Genomic DNA, 18,884 nt, shown 5'->3' with positions numbered 1-18,884 from the left:
AATGGTTGTAGCTTTTAGATTTGGGGTAGATTTACACATAAAGAAGGTGATTACGATAGCGAATATTCAGGTGCTTGTGGTTGATGATGAATGGAATATGCGGAATTTGCTTCGCATTTATCTGATGAAAGAAGGATTTAACGTCAAGGAGGCTTCGTCTGGTTATGAGGCGTTATCGATGATAAAACAGCATACGTTTGATCTCCTGATATTAGATGTAATGATGCCAGGGATGGATGGTTGGCAGGCTTGTAAGACCATTCGAAAAACAGAAACCATGCCGATCCTTATGCTTACAGCCCGTTCGGAAACCAAGGATAAAGTACACGGGCTTGGCATTGGAGCCGATGATTACTTGACGAAACCTTTTGAACCTGAAGAATTGCTGGCACGTGTATTTTCGTTGCTAAGACGCTCCATGATCAATCAAGCACAAAAGCTTCAAGAAACGATCATGGTATTTCAACACCTTAAAATACATGCAGACGCTCGTGAAGTTCATATCCATGAAGTAAGCATTGATTTTACACCGAAAGAGTTTGATTTGTTTCTCCATCTAGCAAAAAATAGTCAGCGCACGTTTACTCGAGAGGAATTGGTTGAACGATTATGGGGATATGAGTATATGGGTGATGCCCGTGTCGTGGATACCCACATCAAGAATATTCGCGAAAAATTACACCGCGCAAGACTTGGCTATGATCCGATTCAAACCGTTTGGGGAGTAGGGTATAAATTTTCAGCACCAGGAGGAGGAGAATGAGACACAATCGGATTGGGATGAAATTAGGATTAGTCATCGCTGCGATTTTTTTTATCGTCCTCCTCTTTCTTGGTGTAGGCCTTTATCAGATGTTTTCAAGCTTTTATCATGCGGAAATGGAAACCGAGGTTGAAGAGATGACCTCTCATTTTACTACCATGGCAGAGACTGCCAAGACATCTTCGGAGGAAATGATCCTGACTTTCGCAGATTTTTCAAATGTAAGCATGTTTTATATCAATGCGACAGGTGAGATTACGCTTCATTCAGGTAGGCACAACGCTACGGATCAGTCGTTTATCCGGCCAGAAGATCTAAAACAGATCTTTTCTGGAAAGACCATTCACTTAGAACATGAAGATCCATTAGGTAATCGCTATATGGTGATTGGTCAACCGATCTACCAAGATAATCAGATATCTTCTGCCATTTATGTGATGGCATCTACGCAAAGCATGGATAAGTCCCTTGCTGCAGTGCGAAATCTGTTGATTCTCTCTGGAGTAGGAGCTTTTTTGCTTGCAATGGGGATCACCTGGATTATAGCATTACTTTTATCTCGACCGCTTATCATGATGCAACTAGCGACGAAGAAAATTGCTAGAGGAGAGTTAGAAACCCGACTAGACATCCGCAGTAAAGATGAAATTGGTGATTTGGCAGCAGCGATCAATAATTTAGCCGCTGACCTAAAGCGGTATCGAGATACACGACAAGAGTTTTTCGCAAATATCTCTCATGAGCTACGAACGCCAATCACATACTTGGAAGGTTATGCGAAGGTCGTGAAGAATCGTTTGTATACGACCGAGGAAGAGAAGGATCGCTATCTGGACATTATTTATCAAGAAGGTGTACGAATTCAGCACCTGGTGGATGATTTATTTGAACTTGCCAAGATGGAAGAAGGTAAGGTTAGTCTGTCCATGGAATGGGTGGACTTGAAGGATGTTGTAAATCAAGCAGTACAGAAGGTTTCGCTAAAAGCGAAGGAAAAAGGTTTAGAGTTGATTGTTCATTTCTCTGAAGATATACCGTTGATTCGTGCGGATGGAAAGCGCATGGAACAAATTATTCTCAATCTGTTGGAGAATGCGATCCGCTATACCGAGAATGGTCACATTGATGTTCATCTTCATTGTACATCTAGTACTCTCTCTCTTTCGATTAAGGACACAGGCATTGGGATACCAGAGGATGAGCTACCTTATATCTTTGACCGTTTTTATCGGATAGAGAAATCAAGATCACGGACAACGGGCGGTACTGGACTCGGTTTGTCAATCGTGAAGAAATTAGTCGAACTGCATGGTGGATCTATTGAGGTTAGCAGTACGAGGGACATTGGTACTTGTTTTACGGTTCAATTCGTTCTTCCGACGATGCAGGAGGAATAGACATGAAAAAATCGGACTGGCTCATTGCTTTGTTTTTTATGGTAATGGGGTTAATGTGTTTATTTATTTCAGCTTCTTATTATCGAACTGACTCGTTTTCGAGTGTATTCAGTATTTCCAACTCAGCGTGTATTTGGATGGCCATAATGGGTATTATCATTTACCTCATATATCGGTTTGTTCGCTTCAAATAAGGGAAAGGAATGAAAGGGTGACTTCGCGGTGTGGAGTCACTTTTTTTGTTATGTAGCAAATAAAATGTTCACTCTATTTTCTTCAAGTTATCAGTTGTTATTGATGAGGAGCTATGGCTTGGATTTAAAAGAATATGGCTAACGAAAAGGAGGGGAAATAAAACGAATAAGCAAGACAAGGTTACCTTTATTGGTGGTTTCCAAAATCTACGTGTCTCACAATTTTTCATAAATTCAGAAACGGCCTTCATTATTTTCATCAAAAAAGAGGGAAAAGACTGAGAGATCCAAATGGTTGAGTAGATCCGGCACGTGAAGAGAAGCTCATATAGAACAAAAAGAGCGAAAGATAATGTAAGTGGAAAGTCATGTAGCTACTCAGCAACAGATTGAGTGTATTTTATATCGCCTAGTGAATGATATTTAAGTACGAAAAGAAAAAGTAGGTAATTGAAGATAAAAAACTGGGTTCAGTGATGCAGTAGGAATGGCGTAAGCAGCCTGTTTGAAAAACAATGGTATCGTTTCTTCAAATTACATTCCACTCGCTATCGCTGTAATGATAGTAGCCTATAATGCAATTACCGCCTTCCTGAACGAAGGCGAACTATAACAAGCAGAAGATCATATTTATTGAGGAGAAAACGGCTTTTTTTTGATGTAATCAGGAGTAAAAAATTTTAGAAGGGAGGGTGTGTAGATGGATCACATGATTTTATAGGTAAGATTCAACTCGTGCTGTAGCTGGCATGTAGAAAGAAAGGTAACCTACATTTTTCACCATTGTTCAGGTTAAATTCCGAGATACAGATGCCTTTAATGGAGTCTCAAAATAAATATTTTTCCTAAGAGTGTATCAGCTCGTAGCTGGCAGATGATGTTGCTATTTGGAAGTAAAAATGTATGATCCTGCTTGAAGGGGAGGCATCTTTAGTGAATTCTATTGATCTAGCAGGTACAAAATTATTCAAAGCTTTTCTCAAACAAGAAGACAACTATAACCTTTATCAGAAAGTGATAGCTCATCCGGAAGATAGAGGGATATCCCAGAAACTAAAAAAACAATTTAATGACTTCTATGAAGAGGTTCTACTTATCAAATATATTTCTTCAACGATACACTACACGGCTATTGAACTTTCTATTCGAAAAAAAAAGCTAGACAAGGTTATCCAGCCATTCAAGTATGAGAGTGAAGGTGTAGCAGAAAATATCACTAATTTTCATGACAAGGATTGGAAAGAGGCCATTAGTGATGAGAAATTACTGCATTCCATTATGAAATTGACAGAAAATGAAAGGGGAATTATTACATATTATTATTTGCATGAATGGAAGGAAAAAGAGATAGCTCGTCTCTTAGATATCACTCAACAGGCTGTTTCTAAAACGAAAAGAAAAGCATTAGAAAAATTAAAAAAAGAGTTGTCACAGGGGGGATTCCATGAGCCTGCTCGCTCTTGTAAGAAAAGCAAAAAATAACGATGCAGACGCTATGCAAGAAATTATCCAAAGGTTTGAACCGAAAATTAGAAAATCTCTGAGATGTACAGATAAAGCCTTTCGAGATGATGTACGTCAGGAGATAGCACTACGAGTAATAAAGGTGATAAAAGACTATGATTCTGAGAAACTAGCAAATAAATATATTTTTTCAAAAGGTGACCCTTTACAAAAATAAAATGAAAAGGCAGGTTGTATTTATTAAGCCCTTCATCACTTTACTTTATGAAGCGAAAATCAAGCGTGAAAACGGGAGAGAATTCTACATTTTCGTTTCGAAAAAAGTAAAGAAAGAAGGATATATATGTCAGATATACTAGTAAAGATTAAAACGTTTATTCCTGAAGAGAATGTAAAAGATCCTTATGGAGATGTTTATGAGGGCGATAATCGAAAATTTCATTTTTCAGGTAATTACAGAACATTACAGGAATTTGCAATTGATTTTAAAAAGAAAACAGTCAAGCATACGAAACGTGTAGGTAAAACTTGTCGAATTAATCCTGATGAAGACCCAGTTTGTAAACGAGCAAGTGATAGTGAATTGAAAATGTCCGAGCCTACTTGGAAAAAAGACAGTGTTAAATTCACTGCAAGTTGCGGAGTCAGTAATCCCCTTAGTAGTAATGCTCCAGCGATCGATTATGAGTTTAAAATTACAGCCTATAAAAAGGACGGAAAAGTGTGTATTAGTGGCCTTCACGATGGTTTTCCCAATTATGAAATCTGGAAAAAGGTGGGAGATGAGGCGCCGATGCCATTTTACTTCTTTGATCATGGGGATAATACTCTATTAAGCCTATTTCCGCCAATGGATACGAGTGTAAGTCTTAGATGCTTTTAACGTTTGATGAAGAAAACGAACCAGTTAGCTAATGAGAACTGGTTCGTTTTATATTTCACCTATAGTCTTGGATAACACGAGGATTAATCGAAGAGATTAATAGTTTCTATTTTAGCAGGATACATTTGTTTTTTGGAATGACCTAGACCTAGTTCACCATTTGAATTAAAGCCCCAAGACCAGACTGTCCCATCTTTTTTGATTGCATGTGAGTGAAATCCACCTGCATCAATAGCAACAATTTGGTTGAGTGGTTCTGTTGACTCTAAAAATACTTGATTCGGTGTCATTGAATAATTGACAGGAGTACCATATCCTAACTGACCATGTGTATTAGTTCCCCAAGCCCAAACAGTCCCATCTTCTTTTAATGCTAAGGTATGTTGTTTTCCTGAATCCACCGCAATTACATCATAGATTCCGTCGATTAATACTGGTGAATTTCTGCTTTTATTTGTTCCATCCCCAAGTTTACCCTGATTGTAACCCCATCCATATACATCTCCATTTGATGTAACTGCGTAACCTTGTTTTTCACCAGTAGAAATAGCTATTACATCTGTTAGTTCAGAGACCTGAACGGGTTGTAAAGCTTTTTCTCTTGTCCCATTTCCCAATTGACCTACGCTGTTATTACCCCAAGCCCAAACAGTGCCATCTTCTGAAAGTGCTAAAGAAAATTCTTCACCAGCATCAATAGCTACGATATCCGTTAACCCTGAAACCTGAACAGGCTTTACTCTGGTCTCAGTAGTGCCATCCCCAAGTTGTCCAGAGCGGTTTTTACCGAAAGCCCAGACAGTCCCATCTTCTTTTAATGCTAATGTAAAGTTTTCTCCAGCACGTACTTGTTTTACATCAGAAAGCCATTTCACATGGTGAGGAGTCTTTTCAGTAGACTTTGCTTTTTCATTTCCTAGTTCACCATAAGCACTCCATCCCCAAGTCCAAACAGTCCCGTCTTTTTGTAGAGCGACAGTATGAGATGTCCCAGTATCAACCATCAAAACATCTGATAGATCATCAACAGGAACGGGGCTCGTAGTTTTTCCTTTTACAGAAGAGCTGCCTAATACGCCATTAGCATCACTTCCTGTTCCGTATATGACAGAACCATCTTTTTTCACCATAAAGGTTCTATTATTGTCTGCTGAAAGTAAATGATCATAATTAAATGAATCTTGAGCATGAGATGCAACAGGGCTAAACAAACTTGCAAATAAAACCGAGGAAAGTATGAGGGCGCTAAATTTTTTTTGCATAGACTAACTCAACCTTTCTATTTATGTAATATGCTACCAGTATTTAACCTAACATTTTACAATAATTGTGTAAACTATTTTATGAATTTTTGAACTTTTGTTCATTTTTAATAAACATATTTCTTTATAGATTCGAGGCCAGACTGTTTTGGCTTCTGGTAAAGCGATCATACAAGGGGCGATGGAATAAAAACGTAATAAAAAGATGAAATACAACAAGCAATGGCAACCCTGTTTTTTTCAACATTTTTTCACATTTTATATCAAATATTCCTTGTCGACACCGTTCAACATAGGATATGAAAGCAATCCCTATACTATCGAATGGTGGGATTTCATTAAATTCTTATGCTCATTGTTACTGGACTTCCTTGGTCAGGTGTAATGGGGGAAAGGATCAATCAGCTTGCTACCTCTACGAAGACTGGTTATCCTTCCTATGCATTCAGCTTTGGGGAGAAGCCTGAATCTACAGTGAAAACAAAGGACGTAGCAAAGGATGTCCCTTGGGCTACAGAAAATTTACCAGTACCGCAATCCTTGCATAATCAATATATACCGTTGTCACTAGAGGATATTGTGTGGGTGGCCGAGCAACAGAAGATAACAAAACCATTCACCATTTCATTGCCTCAAGGTGAAAAGGGTGTATACACGTTAACAACAGCACATTCAATACCAGGGCAGGAAGCAACCCTGCATATTGATCAATATACGGGAATGGTTTTAAGCGAGGTTCGTTATAGTGACTATGGCTTGTTGGCCAAAGGAATTACGTTAGGTATTGCATTACATGAAGGGCGATTATTTGGTGTGGCAAATCAATTCATTGGTTTAGTGGGCTGTCTAGGATTGATCGGAATTGTGGTTAGTTCCTTTATCATGTGGTGGAAACGTAAGCCTGAAGGGAAATGGGCGGCACCCTCGAAGCCTAAACAAGCAAAAGTAACAAAAATGATATTCTTCCTGATAGTCATTATGGGACTTTGCATGCCACTAGTAGGCTAAGGGAATAGCAAAGAATCTGCATTCCGAATAGCTGACAGCAAGCAGAGAGGAGAGTTTAAGCGTGCGCAATATGATTACCATCTGCATCATTAGTAGTGGCTTCCTTTTATTACCTGCATGTTCTGCTACAACGATTACCCAAGCGGAAAACACACTAAAACCAGCGAACATCAATGTAGACGTTGCCATTCCTGAACATGTGAAATCAGAGCAAGTAAGCTTGCTACAAGTGAAGCTAACACAAAATAACCAGTCCATATCGGATGCAGAAGATGTACATTTAAAAATCTGGAAGGCGAATCAAGAGTAAGGGAGCAAGCAATATAAAGCGGTATTAAAGGGAGAAAAAACAGACCATAACCATAGAGAAGGAAAGGTAGATCATCAAGAAGATTCGAATGGTGTCTATGAAAGTAACGTAATCTTTCAAGAGGACGGCGTATATTACGTACAAGCCTATGTCAAAGCACATGGGGTAGATTTACTTCCTACCACGCGTGTCCTTGTGGGTAGCCTGTCAAAAGAAGAGCTACAAGCCTTAAGAAAAGGGACAGCAGGGAAATCAAGATCAGCATGATCATTCGCACCACCATTGATACCAATGCTGAGGTAGTACTTACGAATAGAAGCAATTGAAGAGGCGTTTGCCGAATAAACAGGTTAATTAATGTCCGTAGCTATGAATGTAACGAAATGCGAAGACAGTAAAGAGTAAAGAGCAAAAAGGCTTTCCAGATTTCTTTCAAGGAAAGCTTTTTTGCTCTTAAAAAAATCGAATCTGATCAAGACGTTGAATGGAAGAACAAGTCCTTCATTAAGAGTCTTCAACCCTATTCTTGGCGTGTAAAGTCTTCACTTTGCAAGTACGTTACTGCACCTTTATAGGAGTTATAGGAATCCTCTAGATTGTTACCTGTATAGATGTTAAACAATTCATCCTCCTGTACCAATCGTAGCGTATCGCCTTTTTGGTTTACCCAAATCTCTTCAATAGGATCAACTGAATCCAAGGTGTTGTCGTTTGCTTCCTGTTCTGTTGATAGATACGCGATGGAGTCAGCGATCAAGCTACGCAGCTGCTCCTCGGAATAATCGCGGATATTGACCATACCTTTTGGGCCAGTCTTTTTTTTAGGCAGGTGACCCGCATAGACAAAGCCATTTCCATTTGGGTGAAGGTGATTTACCACAATCTTTTTGTCATGTAGACTTCCCTCAAAATGATAGTTTAAGCGTCCTAATGAGACCTCTTTTTTTGTTAGTTCTGGGAACGATTCAATAATCGCTTTTTTTTGTTCAAAAGTTAGCATGCAATCCTCCGTGGTTCTATATCTTCAAGATATACTATACATATCAAGAAAAATTATACCATAAGCTTCCTGTGGATGAAATCATAGAGAAAAGGAAGCCTGCCTCTCTTTGATGAGACACGCTTCCCATGAACAACGCTTAAGCAATAGGGGGGAGCATTTTAGAATCCTTAACCATAGAGGAGCTGCAGATCGGACAAACCGGTATTTCGTCAAAGGATAAATTTTCTCTCATCCAGCAGATGCAATCATCTTTGGTACATGCCCAGATTGAGGTTTCCACATCTTCTACCGGCTCTTCTTGTTTGCGAGAATAGTACATTGCAAAACACCTCCAAGCTTCATTTCGAAACTCTATGCTGTTTATCCTAAACCTTCCAGAGGTCTTTTTATTCAGAAATGAAGAAAGAAGTACAAGTCTTACTACGTTGAAAAGTTAGGCAACAAGGCAAAACGTTTTTTCTGACAGGAAGCTTATTTTTTTACAAGATAGAATTAGAGTAGTAGAATGGAGTATGGCAATGCAGGATTAGACATAGAATGACATGCAGGAAGGTGATTGTTAGTGACGCATCCGTCAGAGATTGAAAAACGTAAATCAGAGCATATTGAGATTTGTTTACATAAAGAGGTATCTAATCGACTGACCACAGGTCTAGAGCAATATCATTTTTTACATGCGGCCCTTCCAGAGATTCATTTTGCTGATGTTTCGTTACATACGACTTTCTTAGGAAAACATATGGGAACCCCTTTCCTTGTAAGCTCCATGACAGGTGGGACGAAGAATGCTCAGCAAATAAATACCAAGCTTGCGATTGCGGCAGAGGCTAGAGGCTGGGCTATGGGGCTTGGCTCCGTACGTGCAGCATTAGAGAGCGAAGAGCTTGCTCGAACTTTTAAAGTCAGAGAATATGCCCCGTCTATTCCAATCATCGCAAATCTAGGGGCTGTTCAATTAAATTATGGCTATACCGTAAAGGAATGTCTTCGCTGTGTAGAGCTTGTTGAAGCTGATGCACTGGTATTACACGTAAATAGTATGCAGGAGATTTTTCAACCTGAAGGTGATCAGGATTTTAGGCATCTTTTGCCCAAAATTGAGCAGGTTTGTAAGGCAAGTCAAATTCCCGTCGGAGTAAAAGAGGTAGGCTTTGGGATCGATTCACAAACAGCTAGACGGCTTGTGGATGCTGGAGTTTCCTTTATTGATGTAGCAGGAGCAGGTGGAACCTCTTGGATTGAGGTGGAAAAGCATCGATCTCATGAACCCATGAAGCAAATGGCCGCAGAAGCATTTCGAGATTGGGGGATTCCAACATCTATTTCTTTACAAACCATTCGAGAAGAGCTTCCTTTCTTCCCTTTAATCGGAAGTGGAGGAATTTATAACGGAGTCGAAGCGGCGAAAGCGATTGCTTTGGGAGCAGATTTGGTTGGATTGGGTCGTGCGTTACTTGAAGCGGCTACAACATCAGTTGAGGAGGTTGTAGCACTTATGGAGCGAGTAGAGTTTGAGTGCCGTGCAGCGATGTTTGGAATAGGTGTAGCAACAATTGAAGGTCTGTCAGCTACAGATCGCCTCTTGTCAAAGGCTGAAGCAAAAATAAATCGAAGTAAACGCTGAAAAATGAATTGACCAAGACGAGGTCTTCTGTTATTTTATTTGGTTGTATTCATTAACTTGTTTCGGCAGATTGTGACAGCATGAGAGGGGAGTACGACCGTGTTATCCAAAATGTTATCCACCTATCCTCGAACCTTGTGGATTTTGGCGATTGGGGCCATTATTAATGTAACGGGGATGTCTTTTATATGGCCGCTAAATAATATTTATATCACTCAAATATTGGGGAAACCAGCAACGGTAGCTGGACTCGTCCTGATGCTCCATGCTGGCATGGGAATTATCGGGAGTATGGCAGGTGGCATTCTGCATGACAAGATAGGCGGCATAAAAACCATTTTTGCTGGGGTGCTTATTTCGGCTGCCTGTGTTACCTCACTCGCTTTTTTTCGCGTATGGCCATTTTATGTTTGTATGATGGGCGTACTTGGCTTTAGCAATAGCATGGTGTTCCCGGTCCTCAATGCAATGGCCGGAAGTATTTGGCCTGAGGGGGGACGACGCGCATTTAACTTGTTATATTTGTCGCAAAATTTAGGTGTAGCGGTTGGCTCTGCACTGGGTGGAGTGGTTGCTAGTGTATCGTTTATGTTTGTTTTTTTAGTAAATGGTGCAACTAATTTGATCTTTTTAGCTGTTATTGGGTTCGGCCTAGATTTAAAGAAGATTGCGGCAGAGACTGCTGCTAGAAATCTGCAAAGAAAGACTGAGAAAGCTACTAATAAAGCTTCCAAGAATGAGACCTCTATCTGGAAAACACCCTCAGGTCTATCCTTATTAATTCTGTGTTTAGGCTTTGCGATAACCTGGATTCCTTATGTGCAATGGTCAACCAATCTATCCTCTTACATGACAAAATTAGGATACTCATTATCTCAATATAGTTTATTGTGGACGATTAACGGAGCATTGATCATTTTAGCCCAGCCGTTGTGCGCTTACGTCACACGTCATTATTTATCTAATCTTCGTTCTCAAATGATCGGTGGATTGTTTATCTTTGTTTGTGGAATGGGTGTTTTAGCATTTGATCAGGCGTATAGTCATTTTGTATGCGGTATGATAATTGTGACTTTAGGAGAAATGCTTTTATGGCCAGCAGTGCCAGCCGCTGCGGCAGAGCTTTCGATAACCGGTAAAGAGGGATTATTCCAAGGGGCTGTGAGTGGTGCTGCGACTGCCGGGCGGATGATTGGTCCATTCATCGGGGGGCTTTTATACGAAAGCTTTTCACCAGTCTTTATGCTGTACGTGATGATTGCTATTTGTGTGTTACCTCTGTTTTGTTATGTATGTTATGATCGCCCGTTATACGGCAGTCTTAGAGATCGAATATAATCAATAAAGGAAACGTTTAAAAATCATTCTGTTCTCTATTGCAGGTGTAAATCCTGTTGTTTTGAATTAGTGGAATTGGAACTCTCATGAAATAAAGGAAAGTATTCATGAAATGGTAGTTTCAAAAATTATTGACGTTTCGAAATAGATAAAAAGGACTGGTGTTGATAGAATGATCTGGAGGTTATATCAAATGAAAAAATGGAGTTGGATGTTAGCAGGTATAGGAATGGCAATACTCATTTTTGGTGGTACGACAGGTTTTGCCGCAAGTAAGGGGTCAAAAGATGATGATCAATGTTACTCCTCATCTCTAGAAAAATCCAATTTTTTTCTTAAAAAATGCCCGAGAGGATCAGCTAACCCAGATGGATTTTATTTAATCGATCATGGAAAACAGGTCAGATTTCCGTTTACAGGAAACACGATAATCGACTCGGTCAGCCCATTCTTATCCCTTACGGCCCCCTATCCCTCCCAGCAAGATATTCTTGTTGTAGAAAGGGATACGAAAAACTATTCATTAGTTTATCTTACAGCGTATAAGTATGAGAAGGGGAAATTTACCAAATTAGATTCGATTAAAAATAATCCACCCGCAAATGACCGAGAATTGCTCACAGAGTTTTTATTTAGTGATGATGGCGGATATACTGTCTATCTGCAAGAATTAAAGGGGGCATGGATAGCCACAAAAGTTTATGGATGGAACAAGGACCTTAAAAAGTTTGTTCTTATTGCCGCATCTCCTAACGAGTAGAATGAAACTAATAATAATATTGATTAAGAGCGCGAAAGTAACGCGATCTTTTTCGTTTTGCAAGGAGGTGTATGTCATAAGTAACATTTAGGGTAGAGAAGTTTGATTTATCCCATAAACCACTAAAGTGGAAGAACGGTAAAAGGATGTGGTGAATACCGATAGAGGATAGATTCGTGTAGAACCATAAGCAGTACAGAATATGACGAAAATAGGCTGTTTCGTGCTAGGAAGAACCCGGCAGGAAGCAGCCTGTTTTTATATCATTAGGATAGAGACCAAAATTACGGATAGAGCAAATGCTTCTAAGAGTTTTCTACATTGTGTGAACGATATGCTTAAGACTCTTGAGGGGAACTTAATTTTATCTGTGCTTTTTCAGGAATGCCTGCTGGAGTTATCTCCGTCCAGCCTTTTCCATTTAACCCCTTCGCATAAACCTCTAAATATGCCCCTTTACGCAGGTTTTTAGAAGCAATCATAATAAACGTATTTTGCTGACCTTCATCATCATACCCAACAAATTGATATTCCCACTGTGTATCGCTTAGTTTTTTACCGTCCGTTTGCACTATCGTATAGTAAGGCTTGACTGGAATAATAGGGTTGAGGCGATCAAGCATAACCGATTGACCTTTCAAGGCAAATAGAACGAAGAGTATACCAGCTACAATGGATGCTAGAATGATTGCAAATTTGTTGATAGACACAAAATACCTCCTAAGCTTTTCTAGTAGTGTTGCGTACAAGTCTACTAGGTTAATGAATATAACAAAATGCATCAAGCTTACAAGCATCTTACACTTCTGTAAGAAAGAGCTGTTCGTATAGTGTAGAAGTAAATGGATAAAATAAAGAAGATTTCCAATAAGTGGAGGGGCAAGTGTGGAGATAACAACCAAGCCTATTGTTGTTGTAAGTAAATGTTTAGAGTTTGCAGAGTGCCGGTACAATGGAGATGTGCTTTCAGATCAAACCGTTCGAAGCTTGGCTCCCTTTGTAACCTTTATACCTGTATGTCCCGAAATAGAGATTGGCCTGGGTATCCCCCGTGAAACGATTCGAATCATCAAAGAAGGCGGACAGCATCTGCTCGTTCAGCCTTCAACACGAGCAGATCTTAGTCAGCAGATGACTAGTTTTGCCGATGCTTTTTTACAAAATGTAGGAGAAGTGGATGGTTTTATTCTGAAAAGTCGCTCTCCAAGCTGCAGTGTAAAAGATGTCAAAGTATATAGTGGATGGGAAAAAGCACCCGTTGTAGAAAGCGCTCCTGGTTTCTTTGGTGCGAAGGTAAACACGTATTTTCCTTATGCGGCTATAGAAGAAGAGGGCAGGCTAAAGAACTTTACCATTCGAGAGCATTTCTTTACAAAGCTGTTCACACTAGCGTATTTTCGCCAATTGAGCTTGGACCCTACTATCCGAAATCTAATTCAATTTCATGCTGAGAATAAATATTTATTTATGGCATACAATCAAAAGCTTACAAAAGAATTAGGTAAGATTGTTGCAAATCATGAGAAAAAAGAGAAGCAACAGGTCTGGAACGAGTATGCTGCCCTTTTACCTAACATGTTTAAGCGTGCAGCCCGATATACTTCCAATATTAATGTTTGTGAACATATTATGGGCCATTTCAGTACAAGGCTTTCTACAAGGGAAAAGGATCACTTTAAGCATTTATTGCATCGGTATCGAGAACGAAAATTGCCGCTGAGTAGTATGACCAGTCTGTTGAAATCGTGGGTATTTCGATATGAACAAGAATATTTGTTACAGCAACGCTTTTTTGAGCCTTATCCTGAGGAATTAATTGATTTGGGGGATTCCGGGAAGGGACGAGATTATTAGGAAGAATGCTTTTGCAAGGCGCAAAACAGGTGGTAAAGCCAGAGGATGTAAAATTTCAAAGCAAACCCAGGATATGTCATGGTGTTTGATGAAAGTAATGAAGCTGCCGCCAAGACTGTCAAGGAAGGTCTTGCTATTGAAATTACATATGAACAAGCAAACATAGCATGCCTGCCTTTGTAGGTACAGAGAATAAACAAGAGATCAATGCAAAAAGCCGTTTTCCTGTTCTATAAGGGGAATCGGCTTTTCGCCTTTTTCTGGATAGTAAAAAAATCAATTCCATGAAATAATAGATTACTAACTACTGCATACGATTTCATCTAGATAGAGGAGATTTGGTGTTATGGACAGTTATAAAAAACAGAAACAGGTTGCTGACTTACACGTACAGATAAAAGAGCAAAGAATTGACAGTAGGTTGCGACAATTAGGTGAGATTGGTATGACACAGGAACAGGGTGTTACTAGATTAGCATTGACGACTGAGGATATGGTGGCACAACGTATGGTTTCCGGCTGGATGAAAGAAGCGGGAATGTGTGTTCGCAAGGATTGCTTCGGGAATGTAATTGGAAGGAAAGAAGGAAATAATCCATATGCGCCTGTCGTAATGCTTGGTTCTCATATCGATTCGGTTCCTAATGGTGGTAGATTCGATGGTACAGTTGGAGTCATTGGGGGAATAGAGGTTGTCCAGGTTTTACATGAAAATAATATTTTGCATGAACACCCGATTGAAGTAGTTGCTTTTTGCGACGAAGAAGGAGTTCGGTTTTCAGATGGTTTTTTTGGGAGTAGAGGGATGTGTGGTAAGCTTACCCCAGAGGATATGAAGAGACGCGACAATCAGGGTGTAACTAGAATAGAAGCTCTACAGCAGTGTGGCTTTCCTCCTCTAACAGATGCATCAAATATACGGAATTCTGGGGAGATCAAGGCATATTTAGAGCTACATATTGAACAGGGTCCATATTTACAAGCAGTGAACGAGCCGGTTGGAATTGTTACCAGTATCATGGGTGTGAAATTATTGACTATCAAATTAATAGGGAAGTCAGGTCATGCAGGTACAGTACCGATGAGCATGCGCAACGACCCGATCATGGCAGCGGCCGATGCCATTTTAGGAATAGAAAAAATATGTGGCTCTGATCGTAGCAAGCCTACGGTGGGTACTGTGGGTACTTTTGAGGTAGAACCTGGTGCTTGCAATGTTATTCCGGGTTCTGTTTCATTTACAGTTGATATTCGAGATATAGATGAAACACGGTTGTTGCATATCTTAACAGATATAGATGCCCTTCTCTCAGAAATATCCTTGCGACGCGGGCTAACGTATCAGCTAGAGAATACGCTGGCGATCAAAAAGGCAGATGCCGCGACTGAACTTGTACAGATGTTTCGTCAGATCGGCCTGAGAAGACAGAACGAATTGCCACTGATGCACAGTGGGGCAGGTCATGATGCGATGATTTTGTCTGAGGTAACGCAAATGGGGATGCTATTTGTTCGTTGTACGGATGGGATTAGTCATCATCCTGACGAGTGGTCCCATGCTTCAGATATTTGTATTGGCGTAGAGTATCTGTATGAGGCGGTTTGTCGATTAGCTACCTAATCGTGAGTGCGAGACAAGAGGTGTAGTGGTGAAAGGGGCATAATTCATGGAAAGCGTAGAGGAATTGCAACAGCAGTTTCGTAGCATTGAGATATGGGAACAAGAGCAGAAAGATTTATGGTTCTGGGAAAAAATAGGTCGCCTTCCGTTTGTATACTTAGATCGAGCTGTCCCGAAGTCATTAAAAGAAAAGGTGGGTGATTTGTTAAACGAATTGGGGGCCTATATCCAGACAGGCGGGAAATATCTAATCAGGAATCAAGATGTTTGGAGCCGTTTTAGCAACCCACCACATACACTTGAACAAGTGCAAATGAGATCGTTGCAGGAGATGGATCAGGTAGGGCTTCAATTAGCGGAATCGCGTACGAATGTTGCAATGGTTCAAGGGGCTACCACAGGCTTTGGCGGTATGTTTACACTTGCGATAGATATACCAGTTATCATAGGTCTCTCCTTAAAAGTATTGCAGGAGATGGCACTTACATATGGTTTTGATCCGCATGATAAGGTGGAGCGTATTTTTATCATCAAATGTTTGCAATTTACCTCGGCAGATGTTGTTGGCAAAAAGGCTATTTTAGCAGAGCTATCCGCCTTTGATGAGGGAGAAAAACATCAAGAAATCATTGCTCAGCTACAAGGCTGGCGTGAGGTGAGCTTGACATACATGGATAGTATGGCGTGGAAGAAGCTATTTCAGCTAATCCCGATCGTAGGCATGTTTTTTGGTGCATTTACGAATCGTACACAGATTGCGGACATAGCAATGACGGGGCAGATGCTCTACAAGAAAAGAAGAATCCTACAGAGACTAGCAGAACAAAACGGCGAGAAGCTATAAATCAATGAAAGAATGATATCAAGCAGCAGGGATTCGTCGAAAATCAGCTTTACAAGTGATAAAACGTTCGTTATACTATGGAAAAGTTTACTAAAGGAGGTGCAGGTACATGTCAGGAGCTGTTCAAGCGTGGTTTGTGGTAGAAATGTCCAGTCAAACACATGATTTCGTTAACAACGGGAGAAGTCTGTCCATTTTTCAATCTACTAATAAAACCGAACAGTTTCCTTTAACGCGTACCATGCATACATAACCTCTCTTTCACTTTTTCATAATCCTGATTGGATTTAGTAGAAGGAAAAACGATGCTACAGGTGGTAGGTGCCTGTGGCTTTTTGTGTTTTCAAAAAAATGTGTAGGGGCCAAATGGCATGAAATGATTCACGGGGTATGTTATCGCTTGTGTAACGCATGAGAGGGACTGATTTCCAAGGAGGAAATGAGATCATGATCGTTCTTGCTGCTAACTCTCTTTCAAAATCATTCGGAGCTACTATGGTAATAACCGAGATTACTTGCGAAGTGAACCGTATGTCAAGAATAGGGATTGTAGGCCCAAATGGTGCTGGAAAAAGCACACTTTGCAACTTATTACTGGGCTTGGATTCTCCAGATTCAGGAACTGTTTTTCGAGCGAAGGATGCTACATTTGCCTATTTACCACAACAACCTGTGTATCCGCTGGAGTGGACGGGGCGTCATGTTATTGAAAGTGCCTTTGCTAAGGTGCAGGAAATAGAAATATCTATACAAGCGTGCCAAGAGCTAATGTCGAATATCGATGAATATCAAAAATTATCAACTGAGGAACAGGAAAAGGTATTATTTCGTTATCAACAATTGCAGGATAGCTTTGAGCAATTAGACGGTTATATGGTGGAAGCGAGGATTCAAAAGGTAGTAGATGGTCTGCGATTGTCCTCGTCGCTACTTGAGACTCCTTTTTCTTTGCTTAGTGGGGGAGAAAAAACCAAGATTGGCTTGGCAAAAATGTTATGCGAAAAAAGTGATGTTCTCCTACTAGATGAACCTACGAACCATTTGGATGTAGAATCAATGGAATGGTTAGAGCAATTCTTACGTGAATATCCTGGGACTATTTTACTCATTTCTCATGATCGTTATTTCTTGGATGCAGTGGCTAAAAGTATATGGGAAGTGGATAGTGGAGAGTTGCAAACATATCAAGGGAATTATAGTCAATATGTACAGGAAAAGGAGGAGCGTCTCCTACGGCAATTCGCGGATTATCAAGAACAGCAAAAGAAAATCAAGAAAATGAAGGAAGCAATTAAGCGGCTAAGAGAATGGGGAAACCAAGCGAATCCTCCTAACGATTCCTTTCATCGCCGAGCCAAAAGTATGGAGAAGGCTTTGGAACGTATGGAAAAAATCGAACGTCCGCGTCTTGAAGCTGACAAAATGGATTTGTTTTTTCGCAGGGCAGATAGAAGCGGTCAAGACGTAATAAGAATAAATGATGTGACGAAATCCTTTGGGAATGTGTGTCTCTTGCAAGAAGCGGATTTTACTTTGCGATATGGGGAGCGGAAAGCTTTGCTTGGTTCCAATGGCAGCGGAAAATCTACGCTCCTTAAAATGATTCTAGGGGAGCTAGAACCGGATGCAGGTACGATAGCACTTGGAAGCCAAGTAAAGATCGGTTATTTATCACAACAGGCTTTAGAAGGAGATCCCAATCGGCGTGTGATTGATGCGTTTCGAGAGATCGCCATTGTAACAGAAGCACAAGCACGGCATATTCTGGCAGGTTTTTTGTTTTATGGAGAGCAAGTTTTTAAAAAAGTGGGTCAGCTCAGTGGTGGGGAGCGGATGCGACTACGGCTGGCACAGTTAATGCAACAAGACATCAATCTATTTATACTAGATGAGCCTACAAACCATTTAGATATTGAAGCGAGAGAAACAGTAGAGGCGGCCCTACTTCATTATCAAGGTTCACTTCTCGTCGTATCTCATGATCGGTATTTCTTGCAAAAAATGGTAGGTGGCGTCTACTGGATTGATAATCAGCGTCTAATCCATTATGAAGGAACTTATGAGGAAGCGAGAGAAAAGCGCAGAAAGCACCAATTCGTTCACAATCATACAATAGGAGTGGATAAGCAAAAAGACAGGATTGTAAAAGGGATACAAGACAAAACGCAGAGTCATACTGATCGGGAACAAAAGGGACGATGTGACCAGACTGAAACGGTAGATTTTGTACTTCAAACAAATCAAACAGTGAATGAGAAGTTGGTACAATGCAATTCTCTTCCTAAAGAGAAAGTTTCTAAAGTGAATGCATATAAGCTTCAGCAATTGGAAGCAGAGATCGCTCGAAAAGAGGAGCAATGTATGGAGTGGCAGCGAGAAATGGAGCAAGCGAAGGATGACTATGTTCAGTTAGTTCACTACCAGAATCAACTAGAAGCACAAGAACAAGAGATCAAACAGCTCTATGAAACGTGGTACGCCATGCAAGGGGAAGAATAGATTGGACCCAGCATAGTACGTAAATAGGAGCAGGCAGCTATCTTTCAAAAAGAAGGATGC

At 40.3% G+C, this 18,884-nt stretch carries 19 protein-coding genes; 15 read left to right on the top strand and 4 right to left on the bottom strand.

Going from position 1 to position 18,884, the window contains the following annotated elements; genetic code table 11:
• Position 1: 1 nt before the first annotated feature.
• The 5 genes from BRLA_RS11910 to BRLA_RS11885 all read left to right on the top strand — a co-directional run bounded on the left by BRLA_RS11910 (position 2) and on the right by BRLA_RS11885 (position 4,701).
• Positions 2-763, top strand: a complete 762-nt coding sequence (locus BRLA_RS11910; protein ID WP_003337709.1) for a response regulator transcription factor — start codon at positions 2-4, stop codon at positions 761-763.
• Positions 760-2,160 carry a sensor histidine kinase gene (locus tag BRLA_RS11905; RefSeq protein WP_003337707.1) on the top strand — a complete coding sequence of 467 codons (1,401 nt, stop codon included), beginning with the start codon at positions 760-762 and terminating at the stop codon, positions 2,158-2,160. Before BRLA_RS11910 ends, BRLA_RS11905 begins: the two co-directional genes overlap by 4 nt.
• A gap of 1,127 nt (positions 2,161-3,287) precedes the next feature.
• Positions 3,288-3,836 carry a sigma-70 family RNA polymerase sigma factor gene (locus BRLA_RS11895; protein WP_003337705.1) on the top strand — a complete coding sequence of 183 codons (549 nt, stop codon included), beginning with the start codon at positions 3,288-3,290 and terminating at the stop codon, positions 3,834-3,836.
• The gene (locus tag BRLA_RS11890) at positions 3,799-4,035 is read left to right on the top strand and encodes a helix-turn-helix domain-containing protein (protein ID WP_003339429.1); all 237 of its coding nucleotides are present in this window, start codon (positions 3,799-3,801) and stop codon (positions 4,033-4,035) included. Before BRLA_RS11895 ends, BRLA_RS11890 begins: the two co-directional genes overlap by 38 nt.
• A gap of 126 nt (positions 4,036-4,161) precedes the next feature.
• On the top strand, positions 4,162-4,701 hold the full coding sequence (locus BRLA_RS11885) for a DUF3238 domain-containing protein (protein WP_003337703.1): 540 nt from the start codon (positions 4,162-4,164) through the stop codon (positions 4,699-4,701).
• Between the two features lie 83 nt (positions 4,702-4,784).
• Here the strand turns inward: BRLA_RS11885 and BRLA_RS11880 are convergent, their stop codons facing one another.
• Positions 4,785-5,963 (bottom strand): RCC1 domain-containing protein, encoded by a 1,179-nt coding sequence (locus BRLA_RS11880; RefSeq protein ID WP_003337702.1) that lies wholly within the window; start codon positions 5,961-5,963, stop codon positions 4,785-4,787.
• Between the two features lie 348 nt (positions 5,964-6,311).
• Here BRLA_RS11880 and BRLA_RS11875 point away from each other — a divergent pair, with 348 nt between their 5' ends.
• A complete protein-coding gene (locus tag BRLA_RS11875) occupies positions 6,312-6,971 on the top strand; it encodes a PepSY-associated TM helix domain-containing protein (RefSeq protein WP_003337700.1) in 660 nt (219 codons plus the stop codon).
• Between the two features lie 61 nt (positions 6,972-7,032).
• Positions 7,033-7,281 (top strand): hypothetical protein, encoded by a 249-nt coding sequence (locus BRLA_RS24655; protein ID WP_238547442.1) that lies wholly within the window; start codon positions 7,033-7,035, stop codon positions 7,279-7,281.
• A gap of 520 nt (positions 7,282-7,801) precedes the next feature.
• Here BRLA_RS24655 and BRLA_RS11865 read toward each other — a convergent pair.
• Together BRLA_RS11865 and BRLA_RS11860 are read right to left on the bottom strand one after the other, a co-directional pair.
• Positions 7,802-8,281 (bottom strand): hypothetical protein, encoded by a 480-nt coding sequence (locus tag BRLA_RS11865; protein WP_003337698.1) that lies wholly within the window; start codon positions 8,279-8,281, stop codon positions 7,802-7,804.
• Positions 8,282-8,420: 139 nt separating this feature from the next.
• Complete coding sequence (locus BRLA_RS11860; RefSeq protein ID WP_003337697.1) at positions 8,421-8,603, bottom strand: cold-shock protein; 183 nt, start codon at positions 8,601-8,603, stop codon at positions 8,421-8,423.
• 243 nt (positions 8,604-8,846) lie between these two features.
• On the opposite strand from BRLA_RS11860, the gene fni reads away from it, so the two are divergent.
• The 3 genes from fni (at position 8,847) to BRLA_RS11845 (ending at position 12,006) form a co-directional block, all read left to right on the top strand.
• Positions 8,847-9,908, top strand: a complete 1,062-nt coding sequence (gene fni, locus BRLA_RS11855) for a type 2 isopentenyl-diphosphate Delta-isomerase (RefSeq protein WP_003337695.1) — start codon at positions 8,847-8,849, stop codon at positions 9,906-9,908.
• 99 nt (positions 9,909-10,007) lie between these two features.
• Positions 10,008-11,246: an MDR family MFS transporter gene (locus tag BRLA_RS11850; RefSeq protein WP_003337694.1), complete on the top strand. Its 1,239-nt coding sequence runs from the start codon at positions 10,008-10,010 to the stop codon at positions 11,244-11,246.
• 193 nt (positions 11,247-11,439) lie between these two features.
• Entirely contained in the window at positions 11,440-12,006 is a 567-nt protein-coding gene (locus BRLA_RS11845; RefSeq protein WP_003337693.1) for a hypothetical protein, read from the top strand.
• Between the two features lie 338 nt (positions 12,007-12,344).
• Here BRLA_RS11845 and BRLA_RS11840 read toward each other — a convergent pair whose 3' ends face one another.
• Positions 12,345-12,716, bottom strand: a complete 372-nt coding sequence (locus BRLA_RS11840) for a YxeA family protein (protein ID WP_041752160.1) — start codon at positions 12,714-12,716, stop codon at positions 12,345-12,347.
• A gap of 175 nt (positions 12,717-12,891) precedes the next feature.
• On the opposite strand from BRLA_RS11840, the gene BRLA_RS11835 reads away from it, so the two are divergent.
• The 5 genes from BRLA_RS11835 to abc-f all read left to right on the top strand — a co-directional run bounded on the left by BRLA_RS11835 (position 12,892) and on the right by abc-f (position 18,824).
• On the top strand, positions 12,892-13,860 hold the full coding sequence (locus BRLA_RS11835) for a YbgA family protein (RefSeq protein WP_003337691.1): 969 nt from the start codon (positions 12,892-12,894) through the stop codon (positions 13,858-13,860).
• Positions 13,861-14,206: 346 nt separating this feature from the next.
• Positions 14,207-15,481 carry a M20 family metallo-hydrolase gene (locus BRLA_RS11830; protein WP_003337689.1) on the top strand — a complete coding sequence of 425 codons (1,275 nt, stop codon included), beginning with the start codon at positions 14,207-14,209 and terminating at the stop codon, positions 15,479-15,481.
• 46 nt (positions 15,482-15,527) lie between these two features.
• Positions 15,528-16,325, top strand: a complete 798-nt coding sequence (locus tag BRLA_RS11825) for an EcsC family protein (protein ID WP_003337688.1) — start codon at positions 15,528-15,530, stop codon at positions 16,323-16,325.
• Between the two features lie 109 nt (positions 16,326-16,434).
• Entirely contained in the window at positions 16,435-16,578 is a 144-nt protein-coding gene (locus BRLA_RS24265; protein WP_003337687.1) for a hypothetical protein, read from the top strand.
• Between the two features lie 194 nt (positions 16,579-16,772).
• Positions 16,773-18,824, top strand: coding sequence for a ribosomal protection-like ABC-F family protein (gene abc-f, locus BRLA_RS11820; RefSeq protein WP_003337686.1), 2,052 nt, complete (start codon positions 16,773-16,775; stop codon positions 18,822-18,824).
• Positions 18,825-18,884: the final 60 nt, after the last annotated feature.

Source organism: Brevibacillus laterosporus LMG 15441 (assembly GCF_000219535.2).
Classification (GTDB): domain Bacteria; phylum Bacillota; class Bacilli; order Brevibacillales; family Brevibacillaceae; genus Brevibacillus_B; species Brevibacillus_B halotolerans.
This window is presented reverse-complemented; position numbering and strand designations above follow the sequence as displayed.